Raw genomic sequence first — 24,244 nt, 5'->3', positions numbered from 1 at the left:
ACCGACCGCCGATCGCTGCAGTCGCCCACTTGGGGGACACCCGGATGCAATGCGTGCACGCTTCCGTACGGTCGGTTGCAGGGCCGGGATGCGCCCGGCCCGCCACGTCGGGAGGTTCGTCATGCGCCGCATCGGCTCGACAATCACCACACTCGCCGCCGCCGGAGTGCTCGCGCTCGCCGTTCCGGGCTCGGCCTTCGCCGCGAACGGGTTCCTCGCGATCGACGGAGTCCAGCACAACGACCCGAAAGGCTGCTTCGAGATAGCTCACCTGTCGACCGTCTTCAACGTCACGGACACACCCGCCCTGGTCCACAACGTTCCGGGCTGCGCCGGCGGGTTCGTCGAGGTCATCCCTCCTGGGTTGGCCGTGCAGGTACCCGGAACGCACAGCATCTACATGGGTTGACGAGTAACGGGGGCCCTCGCACTTGCACAACGCCGCCTCCCGTCCCGGTCGTTCGGAGCCCAGGCTTGCATCCGGCAGACCGGTCGAGGTGGCACGTGGGGTGCGGAGCCGTCGGCGTCCGGTCCTCGCTCAGGGCAAGCCGGACGACGGCGGCAACAGCGTGAAGTTGCTGCCGTGCCAGGACGGGTTCGGCCAGGAGGCCGCAGCGCAGTGGATGCAGGAGTGCTGCATCGATGAGGGGTCGACCGCTCTGGCGAGCTCGCGGGCCTGCTGGCGCTCCGTCGGCAGTGGTTCGTCATGCAGCCGTCGCCGACAGCGCTCGGTCCAGCTCCTCTGATGAAGGCAACTGGCGCCCCGGCCGCGAAGCCGCGGCACCCGAGTGCTTGGATCGCCGGCATGACGGACTGGTCCCAGCTCCACCACGCCTACGGCACGGCAGAAGACGTGCCCGGCCTGCTCGACGCAGTGAGCCCGGATCCGAGGAATCCGGCCTGGACCGCACTGTGGTCCAGGTTGTGCCATCAGGGCACCGTCTACTCGGCGAGCCACGCGGCCTTGCCGGTCCTGCGAGACATGGCGCGTCAGTGGTCGCCCGTGGACCGGCAGACGCCGCTCCTGCTGGCCGGCGCCATCGCGGCCGGCACCGATCAGCCGTACGGCGAACAAGATCCCCACGTGACCTACGCCTCGGAGATGTCCGACCTGGCACAACTGACCGACGGAGCCCTTCGGGACCCGAGCCTCGGTGACGACCCCGGCACTTACGTCTACTTGCTGGCCGCGCTCATCGGCTTCGAAGGGGTCGAGGTCTGGGGCGAAGAGCTCGACGGGCTCAACGACGACGAATACGAAGTTCCGTGCCCGGCGTGCGGTACGGAGAACTTCGTCGCCTTCGGTGAGTACGGCTGCTTCTCCACCACGGACAGCATGTACATGAGGGACACCGCGGCGAAGAAGCTGCCGCTGCGACCTGCGGACGCCTCGAATCTGGAGGGGCTGGCCCGAAGACTCCACAGTCGCGCACTCGCAGACGGTCAGACCGATGTCGCTCGCAAGTTGACGTACGTCTTCGGCGACGCACAGTGCGCCGAGTGCGATGAGATCTTCAGCGTCGCGCAAGCCGTCGTCACCCGCCGGGCCGCCTGAACACGGTCGCCGATCAGCACCGCAATACGCAGCCAACCGGCTGAGGGCTCCCGAGTCCGGCCTTGCTCCGAGCCTGTCGATGGCGACGAGTCACGCTGTCCACCCGCTCGGCCTGCTCGACCCGCTCGGCCGCCCGTACACCGTGAGCAGGGCCCGTCCCGCGCACGGTGTTCAGCAGCGGGGCAGCGTGTCCGGCGGCAGCGCACCCGCTCCCCCGGCCGCGGTGCAGCGGTCGTGGACAAAACCCCCTGCGCGCCCACGAGTTGTTGCGCGTACTAGCGTAGACGGCCGACCACCGGTGTGCCCGTGACCCAGGGCATGACACCGAGACGTACATCAAACGACCGGTCTGCTCGCGGACATGAGTGGGCCTCAGGGGGATGCGCGACGTGCCGTATTCGGTACAAGAGCACAGCCGGTTCCGCGGCGCCGGGGCGCCGACGGAACCGCAGGACACCGTGATCCGGACCACCGGCCTGCGCATGCGCTACGGGGCGCACGACGTCCTCGACGGACTGGACCTGGAGGTCCGCCGTGGGGAGCTGTTCGGCCTGCTGGGGCCGAACGGTGCGGGCAAGAGCACCACCATCGAAATCCTCGAAGGCTATCGCCGGCGCTCGGGCGGGGAAGCGACCGTCCTCGGCCAGGACCCCGAGACCGGCGACGCAGCATGGCGGGCCCGGATCGGCATCGTGCTGCAGTCCAGCCGCGACCACGGCCGCTGGCGCGTCGCCGACCTGCTCCACCACCTGTCCCGGTACTACCACGACCCCCTCGACCCGGCCGAGGTGATGGGCACCGTGGGCCTGACACAGCAGGCCGGGCAGCAGCTGGCGAAGCTGTCCGGCGGTCAGCGGCGCAGGCTCGACGTGGCCCTCGGCATCATCGGCCGCCCGGAGCTGATGTTCCTCGACGAGCCGACCACCGGCTTCGACCCCGAGGCACGCCGCGCCCTGCACACCCTGCTGCTCCGGCTGCGGGACGACCGCGGCATGACCATCGTGCTCACGACCCACGACATGGCCGAGGCCCAGCAACTCGCCGACCGTATCGGCATCCTTCAGCACGGCCGCCTCACCGCCTGCGGCACCCTGCGCGACCTCACCGCCGCGGCCCGGGCCCGGTCCGAAGTGCGCTGGACGGACCCCGACGGTGGCGCCCGGTGCGTGACGACGGCAGACCCGTCCAAGACCGCCTGGGAGCTCCACCAGCGCTACGGCGGCCCGATCCCCGACCTGGAGATACGCCGTCCCACCCTGGAGGACACCTACCTCGGCATGGTCGCCGCCGAGGCTTCCGCACCTGCCCGCGTCACCGCCGAGGAGGCCTCGTGAATCCCCTCCGGCTCGGACTCGCCCGCGGGGCACTGGAACTGCGGCAGGTGCTGCGCAGCCGCAAGGACCTGTACTCCTACCTGGCCACACCCGTGATCTTCATCGGCGTCGCATCCTGGCGCTCCGACGGCGGCACGCCGGAGACCGCCCAGGCGATGCTCGCCGGCGGGGTGGCCGCGACGATCTTCATGTTCGGGCTCATGACAGTGCCGCAGTTCCTCTTCGGCGACCGCGAGGACGGCACCCTGCTGCGGCTGCGGGGCATCCCCGGTGCGATGCCCGCCTACCTCACCGCCAAGATCGTTTTCGTCCTGGCCGTCATCCTCGTCTCGGTGGCCCTGCTGCTCGCCGGAGGAAGTCTGCTTCTGGGCGTCGGCCTGCCGAGCCGGCCCGCCAGGTGGCTGACTCTGGCCTGGGTCATGGGCCTCGGCATCGCGGCGGTCGTTCCGGTCGGGGCGGCCATCGGCGCGCTCCTGCCGGCCGCCAGGGAGGCTCTGGGCGTGTACATGATGCCCGTCATGGGGCTGATGTTCGTCTCCGGGGCGTTCGCTCCGCTGCGGAACCAGCCGGCATGGGTGCGGCATCTCGCCTCGGTGTTCCCGCTGCGGTGGATCGCACAGGGCGTACGGTCGGCGCTCCTGCCGGACAGCGCCAGGGCCCGGGAACTCGCCGGCGGCTGGCAGCATCCGTCCGTCTTCGCCGTCCTCGCCGTGTGGGCGGCGGCCGGCTTCGTCCTGGCGCCGCCCCTGCTGCAGCGGATGACGCGTCGGGAGTCGGGCAGCAGGATGTCCGAACGCGAGCAGAAGCGTCTGGCGAAGACCGCGTACTGAGGAAGCCGGGGCCTTTCCGTCTTTCCGCCTGCGCGGTCCACGGGCGGAAAGGCCCCGCGGGGGCCGGCCTGTCTCCCGGCCACGATGACGCGGCGGGCGCGTTCGTCGGCGGCCCTTGCTGCCGCACCGGCACTGGACCCTGGAGCGGCAAGTGGCGGGGGCCGCCTCGCCGGGGGACCTGGCGGGATGCGCGCGAAGATCCCGCCGCCGGAGTGCGCGCCGGTGGCGGGGTCTTCGCCTCTGTACAGCCTCCCCCGCTCGGGTCAGCTCCGCCCTCCCGCATAAGGCGAGGACATGCGGCCGGAGGTTCCCCGGTCACGGTTCGCCGGGCGGCCGATCATCGCGGCCGCCAGGGCCAGCAGCAAGCCGATCGCGCCGACGACGACGTTGTTGACGATGGTCTTGGTGGTGGCGACGTTCCCGGCCACGACCCAGGGGGAGATGATCGCCCACACGCTCAGCGCGCAGGCGGCCCACGCCATGCTGTGCACACGGTCGTAGGCCCGGCCGAAGCCGCCGCTCATGAGGAGCGCGTAGGCGATGCCGACGATCAGGTTGTTGACCGTGAGGGTGGAAAGGCCGTTGAAGCCCGTGATCCACGGTGACGCCGCGAGGTAGAGACCAGTGAGCAGGGCCAGGGTCTCGATGGCTTGTGCCATCGGGGTGCTCGCGCTGCGCTCGGCCATCTCGTGGCGTTCGCGCATGGCGATGATGTCGGGATGCGTTGCCATGTCGGACCGAGGAGAGGTCGCCATGCCGATTACCTCCGGAATGATGCTTTCGTACCCTTTGCCAGGCGAGTACCCAGCAGGCACGCGATAAGCGCTCCGGACGGCCTTTCGCATACGACGACTGACGACTACGACGGCTGACGACGTTCCGTCATCGGTGCTGTGGCGCTGTGCAGCGGGCGTCCTGACGGCGATCCGGCGCCGGTCGGCTCACCGGCCCTGCCTCAGCGGTCGTAGGACCGCCTCGCTCACCCGTACGAGGGCGGACAGCGGTGGTCCGGCCAGGGTGCTGAGGTCGCGCGCGAGGGCGGGGTCCAGTTCGACCGTCACCTTGACGTAGCGGGTGTCCAGCGCTGTGACCCTCCGGGGAGGGGGCGAGGGGGCTGTCGTGTCCGGCCGGCGTTGCATCGCGGCCCGGTAGGCGTCCTTGCGCTGGTTCATACGGTGTCCTGACGCTTGATGAGCTCCTCGGCGAGGTCCATGTACGCGGTGCCCTCGACCTCGACGGGGCTGCCGAAGGACTGGGAGTACAGGTCCAGGCGCGGGATGTGGGTGGAGAGCACGTCGAATCCCCGCTCGGAAAGAGCCTCGCGCGCGTCGGCGTCGGGGCCGGTGCGCGTGGCGTCGGGGCGGTTGGTGCGGTTCAGCAGGACGGCGGCCCGGGCCGGGTGGGGGCGCAGGGACTGCAGGTCGTCCATCTCGCGGTCGATGGGCGCCATGCGGTCGAGCTCGATCGGGGCCGGCGTCACGGGCACGATCCACTCGTCGGCGTACCTCATGACGCCCCGGGCGATAGGGGCGTGGTCCTCCAGCTGAGGGGCGTCGAACACCACCGCATGCCGGCCGTCGAGGAAGTCGTTCACGCGCCGGTGCACGTCGCCCACCGGAAGGGCGAGCACGGGGAACGGGAAGCCGCCCGCCAGTTCGCTCCAGCGCAGCGCGGACGAAGCGGGGTCGCTGTCCACGAGCAGCGGTGACAGGCCCGACGCGTGCAGCGCGTGGGCCAGCCAGACGGCGCTCGTCGTCTTGCCCACGCCGGGTTTGAGGTTCACGAATGCGTAGCTCAGCGGCACGGAAGCCGACGCTAACGGCCGCCGGCCGACCGCCGGCCTCGGCGCAGGACCCGCCGTGCACGGTTCACCCCGCGGCGCCCGTGAATCATTCCCGCGGGCTAATACGGAGGGCACGGATCACACAGGACCCGGGGTGGTGGTGGCGGGGCGGTCCGGGAGGATACGGGGTGGTGCGGGAGGGTGTGGTCGGCGCCGGCGCGCCCATCGGGTACGGATCCTGGACCCTCCCAGGCCCACCCGAACCGCCCCAGCATCACGTGGTCGGCGCCGGCGCGCCCATCGGGTACGGATCCTGGACCCTCCCAGGCCCACCCCGAACCGCCCCGGCATCACTCCGGACCGCCCCCACCGGTCACCCACGGTCACCCCCCGCCGCCCCGCCGCCCCAAAGCCGGCACAAGAGGAGCACCGGCAAGCCCGCGCACCCCTGGCCGGCCGCAACCGGGCATTACCGGCATTGGGCTCATCTCACGTGGTGGGGCATCAGGGCTGGTCCAGGAGGGACCGGGGCGCGGCTCTTCGGCGGGCCGCGGCCACGACGTCGTTGATCCACAGTTCGTCGGGGTGGGCCGTGGCTGCCGCCTCCAGACGGTCCCAGAGGGACGCGTGTGTCCAGGTGAGGAACCGGCGGTGCGCCGTCGCCGAGGAGACCGCGAACCACGGCGGTAACTGCCGCCAGGAGCACCCGGAGGTGAGCACGTAGACCACCGCGGTGAAGGTCCGCCGTTCGTCCAGCGGTGCCGTGCCCCCGCCCTGTCGCCGCCCGGCGAAGCCGGGGAGCAGCGGCTCGACCAGCCTCCACATGCCGTCCGGCACCAGCCGCCGCGCCAGCTCGTATTTCATCGTCCCCCCATTCCGCGCCCGGCTTCCCCATTCCGGGCGCATGGTCTAATCCAACTTTCGGCGGGAACCACGTGAGACAAGGATTCACGCCGGAACGGGGCCGAAACCACGTTCGATGCGGTGACTATGGCCTGCCCAACGGCCGTTGTCCACTGCCCCCGGCGGCCATAACTGAACGTTTAATTCCCCTTGGTGATGGGGGTTCGAAGGCCCTCCGAAGGGGACCGCAGGCGGTGTGCGCGGGCCGTTGACATGCCTGTCGGCAGGATGTAAATCTGTCGGGCGTCGAATCGGGGGATGAATCGGGGGGACGAATCCTGATGCTGTGAAAATGCTCTTCGGACAGATCTTGCAGCACCTGCGCAGACGTGTTCGCGGTCCGTTATCACGGTCATTCATTCAGCGCCTGTGCGAATTCCTGGGCATCCGTCTGGACAGAACCTCCCGTGCCGTCCAGGCATTCCTTCTCGCATTCCCATGAGCACCCGAGGCATCGGGTACGCCGTCCGGATCCCCGGCGGCGCTGTGCACCACTTCGCAGAGAAGGAGATCCCCATGAAGAAGATCGCCGTGCGCAAGGCCGGGACCGTCCGTCTGACGTCCGCCGCCGCGTCCTCGTACTGCTGCGGCACGAACAACGCCTGATCGCAGGCGGGTGTGCGCCGGGCCCTGGCGCCCGGCGCACACCGCACACCGGCCGCCGACCAGTGAGGTGAGGCAGTGACGACAACGCCGTCCCGGGATTTCGACCGACCAGTGCGGCTGCATCCGCTCACCTATCTGGAGGAGGGCGACGAGGTCACCGTCGGCCGGGCCGACATCGACTCCTACGGCCTGTTTCCGCCCGACGGCGCCGCGCTGCTGCGCCGGCTGGAGGCGGGCGCACCGCCGAACGCCGCGGCCCGGTGGTACACCGAGCGGTACGGCGAGCAGGTGGACATGGCCGAGTTCCTCGACGTCATCGACGAGCTGGAACTCGTCGTCAAGGACGGGGAGCAGGTGGCCGCGCCCACGGGCCCGGTGCGCTGGCAGCGGCTCGGCACCGTCGTGTTCTCACCGGTCGCGTGGGTGCTCTACGGCCTGATCGTGCTCGGGGCCGTGATCGCGATGGTGCGGCGGCCCGACCTGGCGCCCCACTACCAGAACCTGTTCTTCACCCGCCGCTCGCTGGTGCTGCTCACCCTCGGCATCGTCCTCGGCCAGGTGCCGTGGATCCTTCTCCACGAGGCCGCGCACGCCCTGGCGGGACGCCGGCTCGGCCTCAACTCCACGCTGTCCATCAGCCGGCGCTTCTACTACGTGGTGTTCGTGACGGCCCTGGACGGCCTGGTCGCCGTGCCCCGCCGCAAGCGGTACCTGCCGATGCTCGCCGGAATGATCACCGACGTGCTGGTCGTCAGCGCCCTGACCCTCGCCGCCGCGGCCGTGCCGGACACGGCGGGCGCCACCGGCGTGGTCCACCGGCTGCTGCTGTCGATGGCGTTCGCGGTGGTCCTGCGGCTCGTCTGGCAGTTCTACTTCTTCCTGCGCACCGACCTGTACTACCTCGCCATCACCGTGCTGGGCTGCAACGACCTGCAGACCACCGCCCGCGGGATGCTGCGCAACCGCCTGATGCGGCTGCTGCGCAAGCCGGAGCGCACGGTGGACGAGAGCACGTGGGGCGAGCGCGACCGCAGCGTCGCACGCTGGTACGCGTGGCTCATGGTGGCCGGCTACGTCTTCCTCACCGTCACCCTGCTGACCGCCGCGATCCCCACCGGGATCCGGCTGACCGAGGTCGCGGTGCACAAACTCGACACCGACTTCTCCCCGGCCAACGCCGCCGACGTGCTGACGTTCCTCGTCCTCAACTTCTGGGAGCCGGTCCTCGCCGCCTGCCTCGCCCTCCGCGCCTGGCGGCGCCGCGCCCGCACCACCGCCCCGACCACGAAGGAGACCGCACATGCAGCAGGCTGACGCCGCGCTCACCGGCCACCTCAGACTGTACGGCGCGACCCGCCACGACCGGGCCGCGACGGCGGACGGCCACCCGCTGCCGCCCCGGCTCCTGCCCCCGGTCGACGCCCACCGCAGGCTGCGCGGGCCGTACACCGCGGCCGGCACCGTCGTACGGGCGCTCGTCCCCGGCGTACTCGCCGCCGCTCCCGAGCTCGTGCGCCGCCACGACATCGAACTCCTGTCGGTCGCACCCGAGTTGGCACCGGTCGTGCCCAACTCCCGGGAGACGCTGACCTCCATGGCGCTGCCCGCCGAGCGCACGCGTTTCTACGCCCGGCTGCGCACCCGGCGGATCGCCAACGGCCTGGTGGAGTTCGTCCGCGACGCGCTGCCCGCCCTCGGTCATGACGGCCCGCGCTGTCTGGTGGTGGAGAACGCCGACCACGCCGAGGCGACCGACGCGGAGTTCCTCGCGACGCTCGTGCGCCGCCTCGATCCGCGCGTGCTGACCGTCGTCCTGTGCGGCGCGCACGCCCCGCGCCCCGACGGCGTGCTGGCCCCCGCGCTCGACCGCCACACCACCGCGCTGCCCGTGCGCGAGGCCGGCGCGGGACCCCGGACGGGCCAGGAGGACCCCGCGTGGCGCTGGGTCGCCGCCGAGGGGCTGCTGGACGGCCTGGACGGCGAGACCGCCCGTGCCGCCTACGAGGCGTTGCCCGCCGCCGAACGGGCCGCCCTCCACGACCGCCGCGCCGCCGAGCTGCGCCGGGCGCAGGAGTTCTCGCTCACCCTGGGCGCACTCCCGTACCACCTGGAGCGCGGCAGCGCCCCGGTGGACGAGGCCGTGCCCGCGCTGTGGGCCGCCTCGGACCACTGCCTGGTCAACGGCTTCTACGACGCCGTCGTCGACTACGGCCGCCGCGGGCAGGCCCTGGTGAACGGCCGCGAGGACCCCGGGCAGTGGTGGAGGTTCGGCGTGCAACTGGGCCTCGCCCTGTCCATCCTGAGCCGGACCAAGGAGGCCGAAGCCGTCTACGACGAGGCCCGGCTGCTGTCCACCGATCCCGCGGTGCACATGGCGTGCGCCTACTCCACCGCGATGCTCTACACCCGCCACAACGACCCCGCCGACCGCGACGAGAGGAAGGCCAAGGCGCTGCTCAACAGCGCGATCGCCACCGCGTCGCTGCTGGCGGACCGGGTCCCACGCGCCTTCCAGAGTGCCTTCTACAAGAACGGCCGGGCCCTCGTGGAGGTCAACCTCGGCGACCCCCAGGAGGCGCTGCGGCTGGTCACCGAGTGCATCGACGACCTCGACCGGCGGCTCACCCCGGACGAGCACCGCCTGCACCGCTCCGTGCTCAAGAACAACCGTGCCCGGGTGTACGCGATCCTCGGCCGGCTCGACGAGGCGCTCGCCGACTACGCGGTCGTCATCGACCAGGACCCCCACCACGCGGAGCACTACCTGGAGCGCGGCAACCTGCTGCGCCGGCTCGGCCGCACCGAGGAGGCGCTCGCCGACTACTCACGCGCCCTCAGTCTGTCGCCGCCGTTCCCCGAGATCTACTACAACCGCGGCGATCTGCGGCTGAGCGAGGGCGACGTGGAGGGGGCGCTCGCCGACTTCGACTACGTGATCGAGCAGGACCCGGAGTTCGTGGACGCGTACGTCAACCGCGCCGGCATCCGCCTGGAGGCCGGGGATCTCGCCGCGGCGCTCGCCGACGCCCGCACCGGACTGGGTCTCGAACCCGACAACGCCCATCTGCACGCCATCGTCGGACGGGCGCTCGCCGAGGAGGGCGAGCTCGACGGCGCGGAAGCCGCGTACGACCGGGCGATCGAGTCCGACCCGGAACTGGTGAGCGCGCTGTCCGGGCGGGCCGCCGTCCGCCACGAGGCGGGGCGCCCGCACGAGGCGCTCGCGGACCTGTGCCGTGCGGTCGAACACGACCCGAAGGACGCCGCGTTGCGCTACAACCGCGCCTTCCTCCACCAGGAGACCGGCCGGTGGCAGGAGGCCCTGGCCGACCTGGAGCTCGCCGCCGTGCTCGACCCGGAGGACACGGAGATCGCCGAGGCGCTCACCGCGCTGCGCGGCCGGCCGGGCGCCGCGTGACGACCGTACCGGGCGCGGACGTGGCACCCGGGGGCACGGCCGGTCCGGCGCTGCGGCGCGCGGAGCCGGCCGGTCCGGGCCGGCGTGCGCTGCGCGACGTCCTCGGCCGGTACGCCACCGGGGTCACGGTGGTCACCTGCGCGGACCCGCGCGGCGTCCCGGCCGGGGTGACCGTCAACTCCTTCACGTCCGTCTCGCTCGACCCGCCCCTGATCCTGTGGTGCCTCGCCGTCTCCTCGCGCGGCCGGCCCGCCTTCACGGCCGCCGAGCACTTCGCGGTCCACGTGCTCGCGGCCGGCCAGCGCGATCTGGCGGCCCGGTTCGCCGGACCGGGCGACCGCTTCCAGGGGCTGGCCACGCTGCCCGGGCCGCACGGAGTGCCGCTGATCGGCGGGGTCGCGGCGACCCTGTGCTGCCGCCGCAGCGGCATCGTCCCGGCCGGCGACCACCTCGTCCTCCTGGGCGCCGTGGAGCACCACGCGCGCACGGCCCGCCGCGCCCTGCTCTTCGCCGACGGCGCCTACCACGCCGGCCCGCGCGTGAGGGAGTGACCGGGAGGCCCGCTCCGGACTCGCCCAGGTGCGCCGTGGGAGCGGGCACGGCCCGGCGTGCCAGTCCCGCTCGAGGTCCGGTGCGTCGCTTACGCTGCGCACAGCCGGACGCGAGAAGGGTGTGGCATGAACTCCGCCGACGTGCACCTTCGGGAGATCACCGACGACAACCGGGATGCCGTTCGCGCCCTCCGTGTCCGGCGCGACCAGAAGCAGTTCGTCGCCTCCGTGTCCCACTCGCTCAAGGAGGCGGCGAAGAAACCGGAGACCCGTCCCTGGTACCGCGCCGTGTACTGCGGTGACGAGCCGGCCGGCTTCGTGATGCTGTCGTGGAGGCCGCCGGCCGGCCGCTACGAAGGGCGGCACTTCATCTGGCGCTTCCTCGTCGACAAGCGGTACCAGGGGCTGGGGATCGGCCGCCGGGCGCTCACGCAGGTCGCGGACCTCGTCCGCGCGGACGGCGCCACCGAACTGCTGACCAGCTACCAGCCCGGCGACGGCGAACCGTGGCCCTTCTACCGCAAGTTCGGGTTCGAGCCGACCGGTGAGATCGACGACGGCGAGATCGTGCTGCGGCTCGCCTTCACCGCCCGGTAAGTCCTCGCGGGGCACGGCGAGTTCGGAGGCCGTGTCTCGTAGGACCGGCTGGGCGAGTTCCGGCGGTCGCAGGTGCTCGTGCCGGTGGGCGCGACGGGCGGGCAGGGCGACGAGGCCGCACCGCTGACCGTCGACACAGCTCGACCGACTGGAGCACGTGTACGGAGGGAGCTTCAGGCGCACGGGCTTCTGGGACATGGTCGACCACATCCGAAATTCCGGGGACGGCGCGCGGCATAGTCGCAGCCCGACGCTGGACAAGGGATCCGGGCCATGTGTTCCACATCGTGAACCACCAGGGCCGGGTACTTTTCATCGACGTGCAGACGGGGTTCGTCGACCCCATGCAATTCAAGTCGTTCAAGTTGATGTGGACGAACTGATGTATACGATGCAGCAAGCCGAACAGCTGGCGAAAGGCTTCCTCCGGGAGCAAAGCGCGAGCTCGGAATGTGAACTCGCCCTGTTCGAGGAGGACGAATACCGGGGAGAGAAAGGCGATTTCTTCTACTTCGGCTTCCAGGGGGCTAAATATATCGCCACCAGGAACGACGATGATTTCCTCTATGGGCCCACCTGCATCTCGGTGCACCGCCTGACCGGCGAATGCGGACTGCTCAGCATCCGCGAAATGCTGTCATCGGATCCGTTCGACCGTCGCTCACGCTGACCGTTTACGCGACCCACTCCGCTTCGCCGTCGTCTTCTTCGACGCCGTCTTCTTCCTCCCCTCCACCGCCTTCGCCGTCGACTTCCTCGTAGCCGTCGTCTTCTTGGCCGCAGCCGTCTTCCCGGCGGTGGAGGTGGACTTCTTGCCCCCCGCTTCCTTGGGCGCCGTCCGCCCGCGTGGCAGGGGTCTGACCTCGGCCTCGGAGGGGGCCCCCTGCGCGCCCCGGGACTCACGGGCCGCGCGGACGCTGTTCTCCAGGGCCGCCATCAGGTCCAGGACCTTGCCGCCGGCGGCGGGGGCCGGGGCCTCGGGCAGGGCCTCGCCGGAGGCCTTGGCCGCGATGACCTCCTCCAGGGCCTCGCGGTACTGGTCGTGCAGGGACTCCAGGTCGACCTCGCCGAGGGTGTCCATCAGGGCGTCCGCGAGGTCGAGTTCCTTGTCGCGGATGGTGACGCGGGCGTCCGGGGCGATGCCCTCGGGGGCGCGGACCTCGTCCGGCCAGAGCAGGCCGTGCAGGACGATGGCGTCGCCGACGACGCGCAGCATGCCGAGGCGTTCCCGGCCGCGCAGGGCGTACTTGGCGATGGCGACCTTGTTGCTGCGCCTGAGGGCCTCGCGCAGAAGCGTGTACGGCTTGGCGGCGGGGGCCCCGCCGGACGCGAGGTAGTACGCCGTGCCCATCTGGAGCGGGTCGATCCGGTCGGCCGGCACGAAGGCGACGATCTCGATCGTGCGGGCCGTGGGCAGGGGCAGGTGGGAGAGGTCCTCGTCGGTGATGGGGATGATCGTGCCGTCGGCGTCCTCGTAGCCCTTGCCGATCTCCGCCTGGCCGACCTCCCGGTCCTCCAGTTCGCACACCTTGCGGTAGCGGATGCGGCCGTTGTCCTCGGTGTGGATCTGGCGGAAGGAGATCGCGTGGCTCTCCGTGGCGTTCACGAGTTTGACCGGGATGCTGACCAGGCCGAAGGAGATCGCGCCGTTCCATATCGATCGCACGTGCCGCACCCTTCCATTACCGATTTTGCCGGTTTGTCTGGGATTGTCATCCTATGACGCCTATCACGGAGGTGGAGGGGCGGCGGGTCGCGCTGAGCAACCTGGCGAAGGTGCTGTATCCGGAGACCGGCTTCACCAAGGGAGAGCTGCTGCACTACTACGCGACCTGCGCGGGCGCGCTGCTGCCGCACCTGCACGACCGCGCGGTGTCCTTCCTGCGCTATCCGGACGGCCCCGACGGGCAGCTGTTCTTCACGAAGAACGTGCCGCCGGGTACGCCCGAGTGGGTCACGACGGCCGAGGTGCCGCGGTCGTCGTCGGAGGAGCCGGCCCGCATGGTGGTGGTGCAGGACCTGCCCAGTCTGGTGTGGGCGGCGAATCTGGTCACGGAGTTCCACACGCACCAGTGGCGGGTGCAGTCCCCCCAGGAGGCCGACCGGCTGGTGTTCGACCTCGATCCGGGGGCGCCGGCGACGATCGTGCACTGCTGCGAGGTCGCGCTGTGGCTGCGCGAGCGGCTCGCGGCGGACGGGATCGAGGCGTGTCCCAAGACGGCCGGGTCCAAGGGGCTGCACCTGCTGGCCGCCGTGCGCGGCTCGTCGTCCGAGCGGACGAGCGAGTACGCGAAGGCGCTCGCGGTGGAGGCCGAGCGGGCGATGCCCCGGCTGGTGGTGCACCGGATGACGAAGAGCCTGAGGCCGGGGAAGGTGTTCGTGGACTGGAGCCAGAACGCCGCCCGCAAGACCACGGCCGCGCCCTACACCGTGCGGGCCCGCCGCGCCCCGCTGGTCTCCGCGCCGCTCACCTGGGAGGAGGTCGTCGGCTGCCGGAGTCCGGCGCAGCTGGAGTTCCAGGCCCAGGACATCGCCCCCCGGCTGCAGGACCACGGCGATCTGATGGCGGCCCTGCTGGATCCCGGGCGGTCGGCGCCGCTCCCCTGACCCGGACCGGCTACACCCTCCCCCACGTGTTCCGGTCCCGCGCCATCGCGTGCAGCGCCTCCACGTCCGCCGGTTTCAGCACCCCGCCCTGGCGGGCCAGGCCGGTCAGGTCCGTCTCGCCGAGGATGCGGACGCCGCGCGGCTCGGCGGTGACGGTCAGGTCGGCGGGGCCGGCCAGGGCCAGGACCGGGCGGACCTCGGCGGTCAGGGCGTAGGAGGCGCGGTCGGCGTGGGCGCGCAGGCGGCGCAGCAGCGGCTCGGGCTCGCGGCGGCCCACGGTGACCATCGGGTCGGCGACCCGCACCCGGCTCTTGCGGGCGTACAGGGCGTGCAGGACGAACAGGCCGGCCGGGCCGATCAGCAGGTGGTGGATGCGGTCGCCGCCGGGCAGCGGTACGGAGTGCAGGGCGTGCCAGCCGGCGCCCTCGAGCCGGTCGAGGGCGCCTCCGACGCTCTGCTCGGCGCTCAGGTCGCGCCGGCGCGGGTCGGGGCGCAGCCGGTGGGCGGGGCCGGGGTCGCGTTCGAGGGCGATCAGCAGGGCCTCGCCGGGGCGGTTGGGCGCCAGGTCGTCGTCCGGGTGCAGGGTGAGCCGGGCGAGTTCCGCGGGCGTCGGGACCGGGGGCGGGCCCACGGTCACCGTGCCGGTCAGGAAGGGCCGCAGCACCTCCAGCACGGCCTCCCTGTCGTCCTCGCCGAGCAGGTTCACCCGGCCGGTCTCACGGTCGTACCAGGCGGCGTTGCTTCCGTCCGGGCGGCAGACGTACAGCCGCTCCCGGCCGTGCCGGAAGGCCGGCACCACGCGCAGTCCGCTCATGCGCCATCACCCCTCGACCATGGGAACAGGCGGGGTGCTCCCGGGGCAAGACCGGTTACCTTGGAGAACGGCCCTGCGAGGGGGAGTTGGGGAGGCGCCGTTGCGGACCCGCGGAAAGCAGCCCGACGTACCGGCTCCGGAGAGCCCCTGGAACGAGATCGTGCCCGGCCTGTGGATGGGCGGGCACGAGTTCCGGGGCCGTTCGGGCCGCCTGGAGTTCGCCGTCGTACGGGACGAGTTCGACGTGGTGCAGACCCTGCTGCGACTGCCGGGGTACGGCCCCGACGCGGGCGTCGAGCACCATGTGTGGCCGATACCGGACGGCCCGCTGGACGGTACGCAGCTCGCCGGGGTGATGCGGCTGGCCAGGGCGGTGAACGAGGCGCTGGACGCCGGCCGCCGGGTGCTCGTGCGCTGCTACCACGGGTACAACCGCTCGGGCCTGGTCGTCGCGCACGCCCTGGTCCAGCGGGGCACGACGGCGGACGAGGCCATCCGGCTGATCCGGTCCCGGCGCTCGGCGTGGGCACTGCACAATCAGCTGTTCGTGGAGTACCTGCGCGCCGGGCTGCACACCGTGCGGCTGCTGGAGGAGCTGGCCGAGTAGCCTCTCTCCCAGCACCACGGCCGAGATGGACAAAAAGCACTTCGCACACAGTCCGCGCATGACTTTTCGAAGACTGTACGAACAGTAGAATCCGCCCATACTTTTGTACGAATCTGCCAATTAAGGTGTACGGGGCCCGTCCGTCCCCGACGCCCCAGGAGCACCGTGCCAGCCCGTCGTCCCGTGCGCACCGCCCTCGCCGTGGCCGCCGTCGCCCTGCTCTCGGCGACGGCGGCGGCCTGCGGGAGCGCCGGCGGACTGCAGGACGCCGGCCCGGTCCGGACGGCCGTCAGCCCGGCCAAGCTCTGGCCCGACCTCCGGCCGGCGTCCAGCCCGGCCTATCCGTACGACGTGGCCACCCGGGAGACCGTCGAGGGTGTGACGGTCCCGGGCGACGACATCCGGCGGGTGGATCCGGTGGACGTCGTCGAGGCGGAGATCGCCGCGCACCCGGACGACTACGGGTCGAAGGGCGCCTACCACGCGACCGTCGACCGGGTGAAGGAGTGCGGTGCGGGCGGGGACCAGGCGCGCTGTCCGCTGCTGAAGCCGTACTACCGGGACCTGACGGGGGACGGCCGGCCCGACCTGACGTTCGGCTTCCGGCTGTACCCGACCAACCAGACGGCGGTCCGGGTCTACACCGTCGAGCGGCACCGGCTGGTGCAGGTGCTGGCCGACAACGACGCCATCATCGGGGTGGAACTGGCCGGCCGCGCGCTGATCGAACGCTCACCGGCCGACATCTCCGGCTACGAGTACCGCACCACCTGGGAGTGGGACCCCGGCCAGCGCGCGATGGTGTTCTCGCGCGACGAGTACCTGCACACCGGTGACGGGCGGACCGGCAGGAAGCCGTCCCCGTCCGCGTCGGCCAGTCCGTCCGCGAGCGTGCGATGAGGCTCGCGCTGCCCCAGTGGGCCGGGACGCTCGCGGTGAAGGCGGCCGCGTTCATCACGGTGATGTGCTGCGCGCTGGCCGCGCTCCTCGGCGTCCTCGTGCACGTCTCGGTGACCCACCAGACCGTCGGCCAGGCCCGCGACCTCGCGCTGTCCCGGCTCCAGGACGCCACGCAGGCGTACGAGGCCGGGGACGCGCTGCCGCCGGGCGCCGGGGTGGACCCCGCCGGGCTGCCCGCCTCGCTGCGGGAGCTGGCGGTGGACGGCCGGCACGGCACGATGGTCTCCACGCACCGCGGGCGCCCGACGATGTGGGCGGCGGGACCGGCCTCCGGGCACCGGGCGCTCGCCGTCGAGGTGGACTACTCGCAGTCGGCGCGCACCATCGCGGGCCTCGACACCTCGATCCTGTGGTCCTCGGGGCTGGCCATCGGGGCGACGGTGCTGGTCGGCGTGTTCGCGGTGACCCGGGTGACCCGGCGGCTGCACGGCACCGCGCGCGTGGCCCGGCGGATCAGCGCCGGCGACCTGGACGCCCGGGTCGACGACCCCCGCGCGCAGGACCCGACGCGCCCGCAGGACGAGGTGGCTGCGGTGGCCGCCGCGCTGGACACGATGGCCTCGTCGCTGCAGAGCAAGCTGCTGAGCGAGCAGCGGTTCACCGCGGACGTGGCGCACGAGCTGCGCACCCCGCTGACCGGTCTGCACGCGGCGGCCGAGCTGCTGCCGCCGGGCCGGCCGACGGAGCTGGTGCGCGACCGGGTCGCGGCGCTGCGCACGCTCACCGAGGACCTGCTGGAGATCTCCCGGCTGGACACCGGCCGCGAGCGGCTGGAGGTCGACACGGAGGAGCTGGGCGCGCTGGCCGGGCGGGTGGTGCGGGCCTCGGGCACCGACACCGAGGTGCGGATCGTGCGGGACGCCCGGGTGGAGACCGACCGGCGGCGGCTGGAGCGGGTGCTGGGCAACCTGGTGGCCAACGCGCACAAGCACGGCGCCCCTCCCGTGGTGCTGACGGTGGACGGTCCCGAGGTGACCGTGCGGGACCACGGGAGCGGGTATCCCGGGTATCTGGTGGCGCACGGACCGCAGCGGTTCCGGACCGAGGGCGGCGCCAAGGGGCACGGGCTGGGGCTCACCATCGCGCTGGGGCAGGCGGAGGTGCTGGGCGCCCGGCTGTCGTTCGGCAACGCGGTGGACGGGGGCGCGGTCGCCACGCTGACCCTGCCCGCCCCGCGGCCCTGAGGGAGCACCGCCGGGGCGGCGCGCAGGGGACGCGGGCGCTGACGCGGCCGGGGGAACAACACACGCCAGACGCTGCATATGGGTAGGTTCCGGGCATGACGAAGGCCGGAACCACCGTGGCGGCGGCCCAGGCTCCCGCACCCGCCGTACGCCTCCCCCGGCGCCGTGGCATCGAACTCGCCCTGATCGTGCTGGCCGTCGCGCTGTGCGTGTACGGCTACTGCGCCGTGGGGATCGCGCGGACCGGCCGGGTCCCGCCCGGCGCGCTGGGGTACGGCGCCGGGCTCGCCCTCCTCGCCCTCCTCGCCCATCTCGCCGTCCGCGTCCGGGCGCCGTACGCCGACCCGCTGCCGCTGCCGATCGGGGTGCTGCTCAACGGGCTGGGCCTGGTGCTGATCTACCGGCTGGACCTGGAGACGCCCGGCGACCGGGCGGCTCCCGCGCAGCTGGTGTGGTCCACGCTCGGGGTGGGCCTGTTCATCGGCGTCGTGCTCGTGCTGCGCGACCACCGCACGCTCCAGCGGTACTCGTACGTCTGCGTGGTCGCCGCGCTCGGCCTGCTGCTGCTGCCGATCCTGTTCCCGGCGGTCAACGGCGCCCGGATCTGGATCCGGATCGCGGGGTTCTCCATCCAGCCGGGCGAGTTCGCGAAGGTGCTGCTCGCGGTGTTCTTCGCCGCGTACCTCGCCGCCAACCGCAGCGCGCTCGCGTACACCGGCCGCCGGGTGTGGCGGATGCAGTTCCCGACCGGGCGGGTGCTCGGGCCGATCGTGACGATCTGGCTGCTGAGCGTCGGCGTGCTGGTGCTGGAGCGGGACCTGGGCACGTCGCTGCTGTTCTTCGGGCTGTTCGTGGTGCTGCTGTACGTCGCCACCGGCCGCACCGGGTGGACCGCGGTGGGGCTGCTGCTGGCCGTGGTGGGCGCCTTCGCCGTCGGCCGGTTCGAGCCGCACGTGGGCGGCCGGATCACGGACTGGCTGCACCCGTTCGGCACGATCGAGGCCGGGCAGGGCCCCAACCAGCTGTCCCAGTCGCTGTTCGCCTTCGCCGCGGGCGGGTTCCTCGGCACCGGGCTGGGCCTCGGGCACTCCATCCTCATCGGCTTCGCCACCAAGTCGGACTTCATCCTGGCCACGGCGGGCGAGGAGCTGGGCCTCGCGGGCCTGGCCGGGATCATCCTGCTGTACGCCCTGCTGGTGCAGCGCGGCTACCGGGCGGGACTCGCGCTGCGCGAGCCGTTCGGGCGGCTGCTCGCGGTCGGGCTCGCCTCGATCCTGGCGCTGCAGGTGTTCGTGATCGCCGGCGGGGTGACCGGGCTGATCCCGCTGACCGGCATGGCGATGCCGTTCCTCGCCCAGGGCGGCTCCTCGGTCGTCACCAACTGGGCGATCGTGGCGCTGCTGATCCGGGTGAGCGACTCGGCGCGCAGCCAGTACGACGGTCGGGAGGCGCCGTGACCGAGTACGCCGGGATGGGCGACCGCGGGCGGCCGATGGGCCGGTACATCCGGCACGCCTGCGCCTTCTGCACCCTGCTGCTGGCGGCCCTGCTGCTCAACGCCGCCCGGGTGCAGGTCGTGCAGTCGCGCCTGTACACCGACAACCCGGCCAACCGCCGCCCGACGATCGCCCGCTACCAGCAGCCGCGCGGCGACATCCTGGTCGGCGGGGAGCCGGTCACGGGCTCCGTGGACACCGGAGAGCAGCTGCGCTACGAACGCAGTTACCGCAACGGGCCGTTGTACGCCCCGGTGACCGGCTTCGCCTCCCAGTCGTACGGCACCACGTTCCTGGAGCACGCCGAGGACGGGGTGCTCTCCGGCAGCGACCCGATGCTCTCGCCGCTGCCGCTGTTCGACGACGTGACGCGCCGCCGCAGTCCGGGCGGCAACGTGGTGACGACCCTGAACCGGAAGGCGCAGGAGGCGGCCTACCGGGGCCTGGCCGGCCGCAAGGGCGCGGTGGCCGCGATCGAGCCGGCGACGGGCCGCGTCCTGGCGCTGGTGACGAGCCCGTCGTACGACCCCGCGCAGCTGTCCGGCAACGGCGAGGCGGCGGCGTCGGCGTGGGCGCGGCTCAACGCCGACCCGGAGAAGCCGATGCTCAACCGGGCGGTGCGCCAGACGTATCCGCCGGGGTCGACGTTCAAGGTGGTCACCGCGGCGGCGGCGCTGGACGCGGGCGTGGTCACCGACCTGGACGCGCCCACCGACTCCCCCGACCCGTACCGGCTGCCCGGCACCGTCACCCGGCTGACCAACGAGTCCGACGGCTGCGCGAACACCACGCTGCGCGACGCCTTCGAGTGGTCCTGCAACACGGTGTTCGCCAAGCTGGGCGTGGACGTCGGGGTGGCGGGCATGAAGGCCGGTGCCGAGGCGTTCGGGTTCAACGACACCGGCCTGCGCATCCCCTTCTCCGTCGCGCCCAGCACCTTCGACTCCCATGTGGACAAGGCGCAGCTCGCGCTGTCCTCGATCGGGCAGTACAACACGCGCGCCACCCCGCTGCAGATGGCGATGGTCGCGGCGGCGGTCGCCGACGACGGCCAACTCCGCACTCCGTACCTGGTGGAGCGGACGACGCGGCGCGGCGGCGAGACGGTCGCCGGCAGCGGCACCCACCCGGCCCGGCAGGTGATGCGGCCGCAGACGGCCGCCCAGCTCAAGGAGCTGATGGTGGACGTGGTCCGGGAGGGCACCGGCACGCGGGCGGCGATCCCGGGCGCCGTCGTCGGCGGCAAGACCGGCACCGCCCAGCACGGCGTCGGCAACACCGGGCTGCCGTATGCCTGGTTCGTCTCCTGGGCGCAGGCCGACAACGCCGTGGAGCCGGGGGTGGCGGTCGCGGTGGTGGTGGAGGACGCTTCGGCGGACCGGGGCGAGATCAGCGGCGGCGGGGACGCGGCGCCGATCGCGCGGGACGTGATGCGGGCGGTGCTCGGCCGGTGAGACGGGGGTACCCGCCACACGTGCCCGACAGGGCGGTCACCGCCTTCTGGAGCCGCTCGCACCAGTCGCGCCGGCGGGACGGCAACTCCCGGTGCGGACCTGGCGGGTGCCGGCCGGCCACCGCCCGGCGGTCGCCGAGGCGGAGGACCGGCTGCCGCGCCTGGGGGCGCACGGCCCGCCGCCGTACGCCGTCACGATGCGGACGTCGTTCCCGCGCCCGGGGAGGCGGACGCGGTCAGCCGATCGGCTTGACCGCCTCGGAGCGCACCTGGAGGGTGTTCCTCGCGAGCGCCTCCAGGTCCACGTCCGACGGGTTCTGCGACAGGAGCCGGGCGTCCACGACGGCGACGGTGGCGCCCGTGTTGCCGTCGGCCCAGGCGCACATGGGCAGGGTGATCTTCGAGCCGAGCTGCTCCTGGGTGAGCACCTCGCAGGTGATGGTGACGCCGAGGTCGAAGTCCTTCGGCGCGACGGCGACCTTCGCGCCGTCGCTCTGGGCGGCGCCCTTCATCATGTTCTTGCGGGCCGTGTCGGTGTTCTTGAACCGGCCGTACATGCCCGACACCACCAGGGTGCCCTTGGTGTCGTCGCCGCCCAGGGCGTAGCTGCCGACGACGCCGTGGGTGTCCTTGGCGTCCCAGGCCCCGTCGGCCTCGCTCTCGATCTTCTTGCCCTCGGTGTCCGAGAGGTCCTTGGCGAGTTCGTACTTCCCCTTGAGCAGCGTCCGGGGCAGGGTGAGCCGCATCTTCGCCTCGGGGAAGCCGCTCTCCAGTTTGGCCCCGAGCACGCCGAGCGCGACCAGGCCGCCCACGACCAGCACGACGACGCCGCCGACGATCCCGAGCACCAGGCCGACCCGGCTCTTCCTCGGGGGCGGCGCCATGGGCGGCCCGCCCCAGCCCGGGTACGGCTGCTGCGGCGGGTAGGGCTGGCCCTGCGGGTAGGGCTGGCCTTGCGGGTAGGGCTGGCCTTGCGGGTAGGGCTGCTGCTGCGGGTACGGCGGACCGTACGGACCGGGGGTCTGCGGAGACTGCGGGCCGTACGGCTGCTGAGGCTGGTTCGGGTACGGCGGCTGCTGGGGTGGCGGCGGAGGCATGGACACGCCAGCACGCTACTGCACCGCGTGAATCGGCCACCACCGCATACCGCCCCAGGCCGGGCAGCCGGCGACCGGACCTCGGCCGCACGGGCCGCGCAGCCGCCCGCGGTCAGGTCTGCGCCGCCCCCGTCTCGATCGCCTCGGTCACCTCCGCGACCCGCTCCCGCTCCTCCTCGGCGAAGCGCTCCGCGTCCAGTTGCTCGGCCAGCTCCTCGTCCTGGGCCATCAGCAGGTCCAGGTTGGAGTCGCCCATCTCCAGGACGCCCATGTCGACATAGGCCTGCTGCAGCCGCTTGCCCCACAGGCCGATGTCCTTCACGCAGGGGACGATGCGGCTGAACAGCAGCTTGCGGAAGAGCTGGAGGAACTCGGAGCGCTCGCTCAGCTCCTCGGCCTCCGCTCGCGGGATGCCGAAGTTCTCCAGCACCTCGACCCCGCGCAGCCGGTCGCGCATCAGGTAGCAGCCCTCGATGACGAACTCCTCGCGCTCGCGCAGTTCGGCGTCGGTGAGCTGCCGGTAGTAGTCGCGCAGGGCCATCCTGCCGAAGGCCACGTGCCGGGCCTCGTCCTGCATGACGTACGTCAGGATCTGCTTGGGCAGCGGCTTGGTCGTGGTGTCCCGGATCATGCCGAAGGCGGCCAGCGCCAGCCCCTCGATCAGGACCTGCATGCCCAGGTACGGCATGTCCCAGCGGCTGTCGCGCAGGGTGTCGCCGAGCAGGGACTGCAGGTTGTCGTTGATCGGGTAGACCAGGCCGATCTTCTCGTGCAGGAACCGGGCGTAGATCTCGGCGTGCCGGGCCTCGTCCATCGTCTGGGTCGCGGAGTAGAACTTGGCGTCCAGGTCGGGCACCGACTCCACGATCCGCGCGGCGCAGATCATCGCGCCCTGCTCGCCGTGCAGGAACTGGCTGAACTGCCAAGAGGCGAAGTGCCGACGCAGCTCACCCCTGTCCCGCTCGGTCATCCTGTCCCAGTACGGCGTCCCGTACAGGGTCATGGCCTCCTCGGGCGTGCCGAGCGCGTCGCACGGGTCGACCTCCAGGTCCCAGTCGATGCGCTTCTGCCCGTCCCACTGCTTGTCCTTGCCCTTCTGGTACAGGGCGAGCAGGCGGTCGCGGCCGTCGTCGTACTCCCAGCTGAAGCGGGCCGCGCCGCTCGCGGGCACCTGCCACGGGGAGTCCCCGGGCTCGTTGGCGTACAGGTCATGGGTCGGCATACCTCGCAGGCTCACACGTAGACGCGCAGTCAACAAGTCAGGCGCAAGGGATTGACGAGCTTGCTGACAGGCAGTCTCATAAGAGGCGGACGAGGTAACCCCGGGTAACAAGGTGAGGGAGCCATGACGACGCTGACGGAAGCGGACGCGCTGGACGGCCTGCGCGACGCGCTCGGCCTGCTCAAGGACCGGGAGCAGGTGGCCGAACGGCTGCTGGCCTCCTCCGCCAAGCACTCCTTCGACCCGGACGAGGAGCTGGACTGGGACGCCCCCTTCGAGGAGGGCAAGTGGTTCTGGCCGCCGGAGCTGGTGTCGCTGTACGGCACCCCGATGTGGAAGCGGATGGGCGAGGAGCAGCGCATCCTGCTCTCGCAGCACGAGGCGGCGGCGCTGGCCTCGCTCGGCATCTGGTTCGAGATCATCCTGATGCAGCTGCTGGTGCGGCACATCTACGACAAGGCGGCGACGAGCGCCCATGTGCGCTACGCGCTCACCGAGATCGAGGACGAGTGCCGGCACTCGAAGATGTTCGCGCGGCTGATCTCGCACGGGGGGACGCCCTGGTACCCGGTGAGCAGGGTCCACCAGAACCTCGGCCGCCTCTTCAAGACCATCTCCACGACCCCCGGTTCCTTCACCGCCACGCTGCTCGGCGAGGAGGTGCTGGACTGGATGCAGCGGCTGACGTTCCCCGACGAGCGGGTCCAGCCGCTGATCCGGGGCGTCACGCGCATCCACGTGGTCGAGGAGGCCCGGCACGTCCGGTACGCCCGCGAGGAGCTGCGGCGCCAGATGGTGACCGCGCCCAGGTGGTCCCAGGAGTTCACCCGGCTCACCTCCGGCGAGTTCGCCCGCGTCTTCTCGGTCGCCTTCGTGAACCCCGAGGTCTACACGAACGTGGGACTGGACAAGCGGGAGGCCATGGCGCAGGTGAAGGCGAGCGCGCACCGGCGCGAGGTCATGCAGAACGGCGCGAAGCGGCTCACCGACTTCCTGGACGACATCGGCGTCCTGCGCGGGGTCGGACGCAAACTGTGGCAGTCGTCCGGGCTGCTGGCCTGAAACCCAGCCCCGGCCGCCGTCACCGTGCCGGCCCGCACACGCTCGCGGTCACCGTCAGGGCTGCCGGCCCGAAGCCGCTCCCGGCGGCGGAGCCGACCGCTCCCTCCCCGACCCGAGTTCGACCGCGAAGCGGCTCGTCACCACGCGGCCGGCGGCGCGGGGACG

25 protein-coding genes and 2 pseudogenes are annotated in these 24,244 nt (G+C 72.0%); 19 read left to right on the top strand and 8 right to left on the bottom strand.

The genetic code is table 11. The features are described 5' to 3' along the window. Positions 1-121 precede the first annotated feature (121 nt). The 4 genes from ACLU3S_RS19910 (at position 122) to ACLU3S_RS19895 (ending at position 3,719) form a co-directional block, all read left to right on the top strand. Positions 122-409, top strand: coding sequence for a hypothetical protein (locus ACLU3S_RS19910; protein ID WP_413953250.1), 288 nt, complete (start codon positions 122-124; stop codon positions 407-409). A gap of 396 nt (positions 410-805) precedes the next feature. Next, the gene (locus ACLU3S_RS19905) at positions 806-1,555 is read left to right on the top strand and encodes a hypothetical protein (protein WP_413953249.1); all 750 of its coding nucleotides are present in this window, start codon (positions 806-808) and stop codon (positions 1,553-1,555) included. A 482-nt stretch (positions 1,556-2,037) separates the two neighbouring features. After that, the gene (locus tag ACLU3S_RS19900) at positions 2,038-2,889 is read left to right on the top strand and encodes an ABC transporter ATP-binding protein (RefSeq protein WP_413953259.1); all 852 of its coding nucleotides are present in this window, start codon (positions 2,038-2,040) and stop codon (positions 2,887-2,889) included. After that, a complete protein-coding gene (locus tag ACLU3S_RS19895; RefSeq protein WP_413953248.1) occupies positions 2,886-3,719 on the top strand; it encodes an ABC transporter permease in 834 nt (277 codons plus the stop codon). Before ACLU3S_RS19900 ends, ACLU3S_RS19895 begins: the two co-directional genes overlap by 4 nt. 263 nt (positions 3,720-3,982) lie before the next feature. On the opposite strand, the gene ACLU3S_RS19890 is transcribed toward ACLU3S_RS19895, so the two are convergent. From ACLU3S_RS19890 to ACLU3S_RS19875, 4 genes are all read right to left on the bottom strand, one after another. Then, entirely contained in the window at positions 3,983-4,474 is a 492-nt protein-coding gene (locus ACLU3S_RS19890) for an SPW repeat protein (protein ID WP_413953247.1), read from the bottom strand. Between the two features lie 186 nt (positions 4,475-4,660). Beyond that, positions 4,661-4,891: a hypothetical protein gene (locus ACLU3S_RS19885; protein ID WP_413953246.1), complete on the bottom strand. Its 231-nt coding sequence runs from the start codon at positions 4,889-4,891 to the stop codon at positions 4,661-4,663. Next, on the bottom strand, positions 4,888-5,523 hold the full coding sequence (locus tag ACLU3S_RS19880) for an AAA family ATPase (RefSeq protein ID WP_413953245.1): 636 nt from the start codon (positions 5,521-5,523) through the stop codon (positions 4,888-4,890). Before ACLU3S_RS19880 ends, ACLU3S_RS19885 begins: the two co-directional genes overlap by 4 nt. A gap of 483 nt (positions 5,524-6,006) precedes the next feature. Continuing rightward, a complete protein-coding gene (locus ACLU3S_RS19875; protein WP_413953244.1) occupies positions 6,007-6,366 on the bottom strand; it encodes a transposase in 360 nt (119 codons plus the stop codon). A gap of 477 nt (positions 6,367-6,843) precedes the next feature. Here ACLU3S_RS19875 and ACLU3S_RS19870 point away from each other — a divergent pair, with 477 nt between their 5' ends. The 7 genes and pseudogenes from ACLU3S_RS19870 (at position 6,844) to ACLU3S_RS19840 (ending at position 12,247) form a co-directional block, all read left to right on the top strand. Then, positions 6,844-7,011, top strand: coding sequence for a hypothetical protein (locus ACLU3S_RS19870; protein ID WP_413953243.1), 168 nt, complete (start codon positions 6,844-6,846; stop codon positions 7,009-7,011). 75 nt (positions 7,012-7,086) lie between these two features. After that, entirely contained in the window at positions 7,087-8,325 is a 1,239-nt protein-coding gene (locus tag ACLU3S_RS19865) for a hypothetical protein (protein ID WP_413953242.1), read from the top strand. Then, the gene (locus tag ACLU3S_RS19860) at positions 8,312-10,429 is read left to right on the top strand and encodes a tetratricopeptide repeat protein (RefSeq protein ID WP_413953241.1); all 2,118 of its coding nucleotides are present in this window, start codon (positions 8,312-8,314) and stop codon (positions 10,427-10,429) included. Before ACLU3S_RS19865 ends, ACLU3S_RS19860 begins: the two co-directional genes overlap by 14 nt. After that, positions 10,426-10,980 (top strand): flavin reductase family protein, encoded by a 555-nt coding sequence (locus ACLU3S_RS19855; protein WP_413953240.1) that lies wholly within the window; start codon positions 10,426-10,428, stop codon positions 10,978-10,980. The genes ACLU3S_RS19860 and ACLU3S_RS19855 overlap by 4 nt, the downstream gene beginning before the upstream one ends. A 126-nt stretch (positions 10,981-11,106) precedes the next feature. Beyond that, positions 11,107-11,577, top strand: a complete 471-nt coding sequence (locus ACLU3S_RS19850; RefSeq protein ID WP_413953239.1) for a GNAT family N-acetyltransferase — start codon at positions 11,107-11,109, stop codon at positions 11,575-11,577. 173 nt (positions 11,578-11,750) lie between these two features. Then, positions 11,751-11,960, top strand: a pseudogene (locus tag ACLU3S_RS19845) (toxin glutamine deamidase domain-containing protein); the annotation flags it as partial. Next, positions 11,948-12,247: a hypothetical protein gene (locus ACLU3S_RS19840; protein WP_413953238.1), complete on the top strand. Its 300-nt coding sequence runs from the start codon at positions 11,948-11,950 to the stop codon at positions 12,245-12,247. The pseudogene ACLU3S_RS19845 and the gene ACLU3S_RS19840, both read left to right, overlap by 13 nt. Here ACLU3S_RS19840 and ACLU3S_RS19835 read toward each other — a convergent pair. Beyond that, positions 12,239-13,243 carry a Ku protein gene (locus ACLU3S_RS19835; RefSeq protein WP_413953237.1) on the bottom strand — a complete coding sequence of 335 codons (1,005 nt, stop codon included), beginning with the start codon at positions 13,241-13,243 and terminating at the stop codon, positions 12,239-12,241. The two genes, ACLU3S_RS19840 and ACLU3S_RS19835, sit on opposite strands and share 9 nt — an antisense overlap. A gap of 53 nt (positions 13,244-13,296) precedes the next feature. On the opposite strand from ACLU3S_RS19835, the gene ligD reads away from it, so the two are divergent. Then, on the top strand, positions 13,297-14,184 hold the full coding sequence (gene ligD, locus ACLU3S_RS19830; RefSeq protein ID WP_413953236.1) for a non-homologous end-joining DNA ligase: 888 nt from the start codon (positions 13,297-13,299) through the stop codon (positions 14,182-14,184). A 10-nt stretch (positions 14,185-14,194) separates the two neighbouring features. Here ligD and ACLU3S_RS19825 read toward each other — a convergent pair whose 3' ends face one another. Beyond that, positions 14,195-14,998, bottom strand: coding sequence for a nuclease-related domain-containing protein (locus tag ACLU3S_RS19825; protein WP_413953235.1), 804 nt, complete (start codon positions 14,996-14,998; stop codon positions 14,195-14,197). A 100-nt stretch (positions 14,999-15,098) separates the two neighbouring features. Here ACLU3S_RS19825 and ACLU3S_RS19820 point away from each other — a divergent pair, with 100 nt between their 5' ends. The 6 genes and pseudogenes from ACLU3S_RS19820 to ACLU3S_RS19795 form a co-directional block, all read left to right on the top strand. Next, a complete protein-coding gene (locus ACLU3S_RS19820) occupies positions 15,099-15,605 on the top strand; it encodes a dual specificity protein phosphatase family protein (RefSeq protein WP_413953234.1) in 507 nt (168 codons plus the stop codon). 165 nt (positions 15,606-15,770) lie between these two features. Beyond that, positions 15,771-16,505, top strand: a complete 735-nt coding sequence (locus ACLU3S_RS19815; RefSeq protein WP_413953233.1) for a hypothetical protein — start codon at positions 15,771-15,773, stop codon at positions 16,503-16,505. Beyond that, positions 16,502-17,749 carry an ATP-binding protein gene (locus ACLU3S_RS19810; RefSeq protein ID WP_413953232.1) on the top strand — a complete coding sequence of 416 codons (1,248 nt, stop codon included), beginning with the start codon at positions 16,502-16,504 and terminating at the stop codon, positions 17,747-17,749. Before ACLU3S_RS19815 ends, ACLU3S_RS19810 begins: the two co-directional genes overlap by 4 nt. 95 nt (positions 17,750-17,844) lie before the next feature. Then, positions 17,845-19,206 (top strand): FtsW/RodA/SpoVE family cell cycle protein, encoded by a 1,362-nt coding sequence (locus ACLU3S_RS19805; protein ID WP_413953231.1) that lies wholly within the window; start codon positions 17,845-17,847, stop codon positions 19,204-19,206. Between the two features lie 35 nt (positions 19,207-19,241). After that, positions 19,242-20,699: a penicillin-binding transpeptidase domain-containing protein gene (locus ACLU3S_RS19800; protein WP_413953258.1), complete on the top strand. Its 1,458-nt coding sequence runs from the start codon at positions 19,242-19,244 to the stop codon at positions 20,697-20,699. A gap of 91 nt (positions 20,700-20,790) precedes the next feature. Next, positions 20,791-20,892: pseudogene (locus tag ACLU3S_RS19795) on the top strand (DUF3291 domain-containing protein); the annotation flags it as partial. A 42-nt stretch (positions 20,893-20,934) separates the two neighbouring features. Here the strand turns inward: ACLU3S_RS19795 and ACLU3S_RS19790 are convergent. Together ACLU3S_RS19790 and ACLU3S_RS19785 are read right to left on the bottom strand one after the other, a co-directional pair. Then, positions 20,935-21,795: a hypothetical protein gene (locus ACLU3S_RS19790; RefSeq protein WP_413953257.1), complete on the bottom strand. Its 861-nt coding sequence runs from the start codon at positions 21,793-21,795 to the stop codon at positions 20,935-20,937. Between the two features lie 112 nt (positions 21,796-21,907). After that, complete coding sequence (locus ACLU3S_RS19785) at positions 21,908-23,017, bottom strand: ferritin-like domain-containing protein (protein WP_413953230.1); 1,110 nt, start codon at positions 23,015-23,017, stop codon at positions 21,908-21,910. 123 nt (positions 23,018-23,140) lie between these two features. On the opposite strand from ACLU3S_RS19785, the gene ACLU3S_RS19780 reads away from it, so the two are divergent. After that, entirely contained in the window at positions 23,141-24,079 is a 939-nt protein-coding gene (locus tag ACLU3S_RS19780) for an AurF N-oxygenase family protein (RefSeq protein ID WP_413953229.1), read from the top strand. The last annotated feature ends 165 nt before the right edge of the window (positions 24,080-24,244 follow it).

Origin of the sequence: Streptomyces sp. AF1A (assembly GCF_047340315.1) — a bacterium.
In the GTDB taxonomy this organism is placed as follows: Bacteria; Actinomycetota; Actinomycetes; order Streptomycetales; family Streptomycetaceae; genus Streptomyces.
This window is presented reverse-complemented; position numbering and strand designations above follow the sequence as displayed.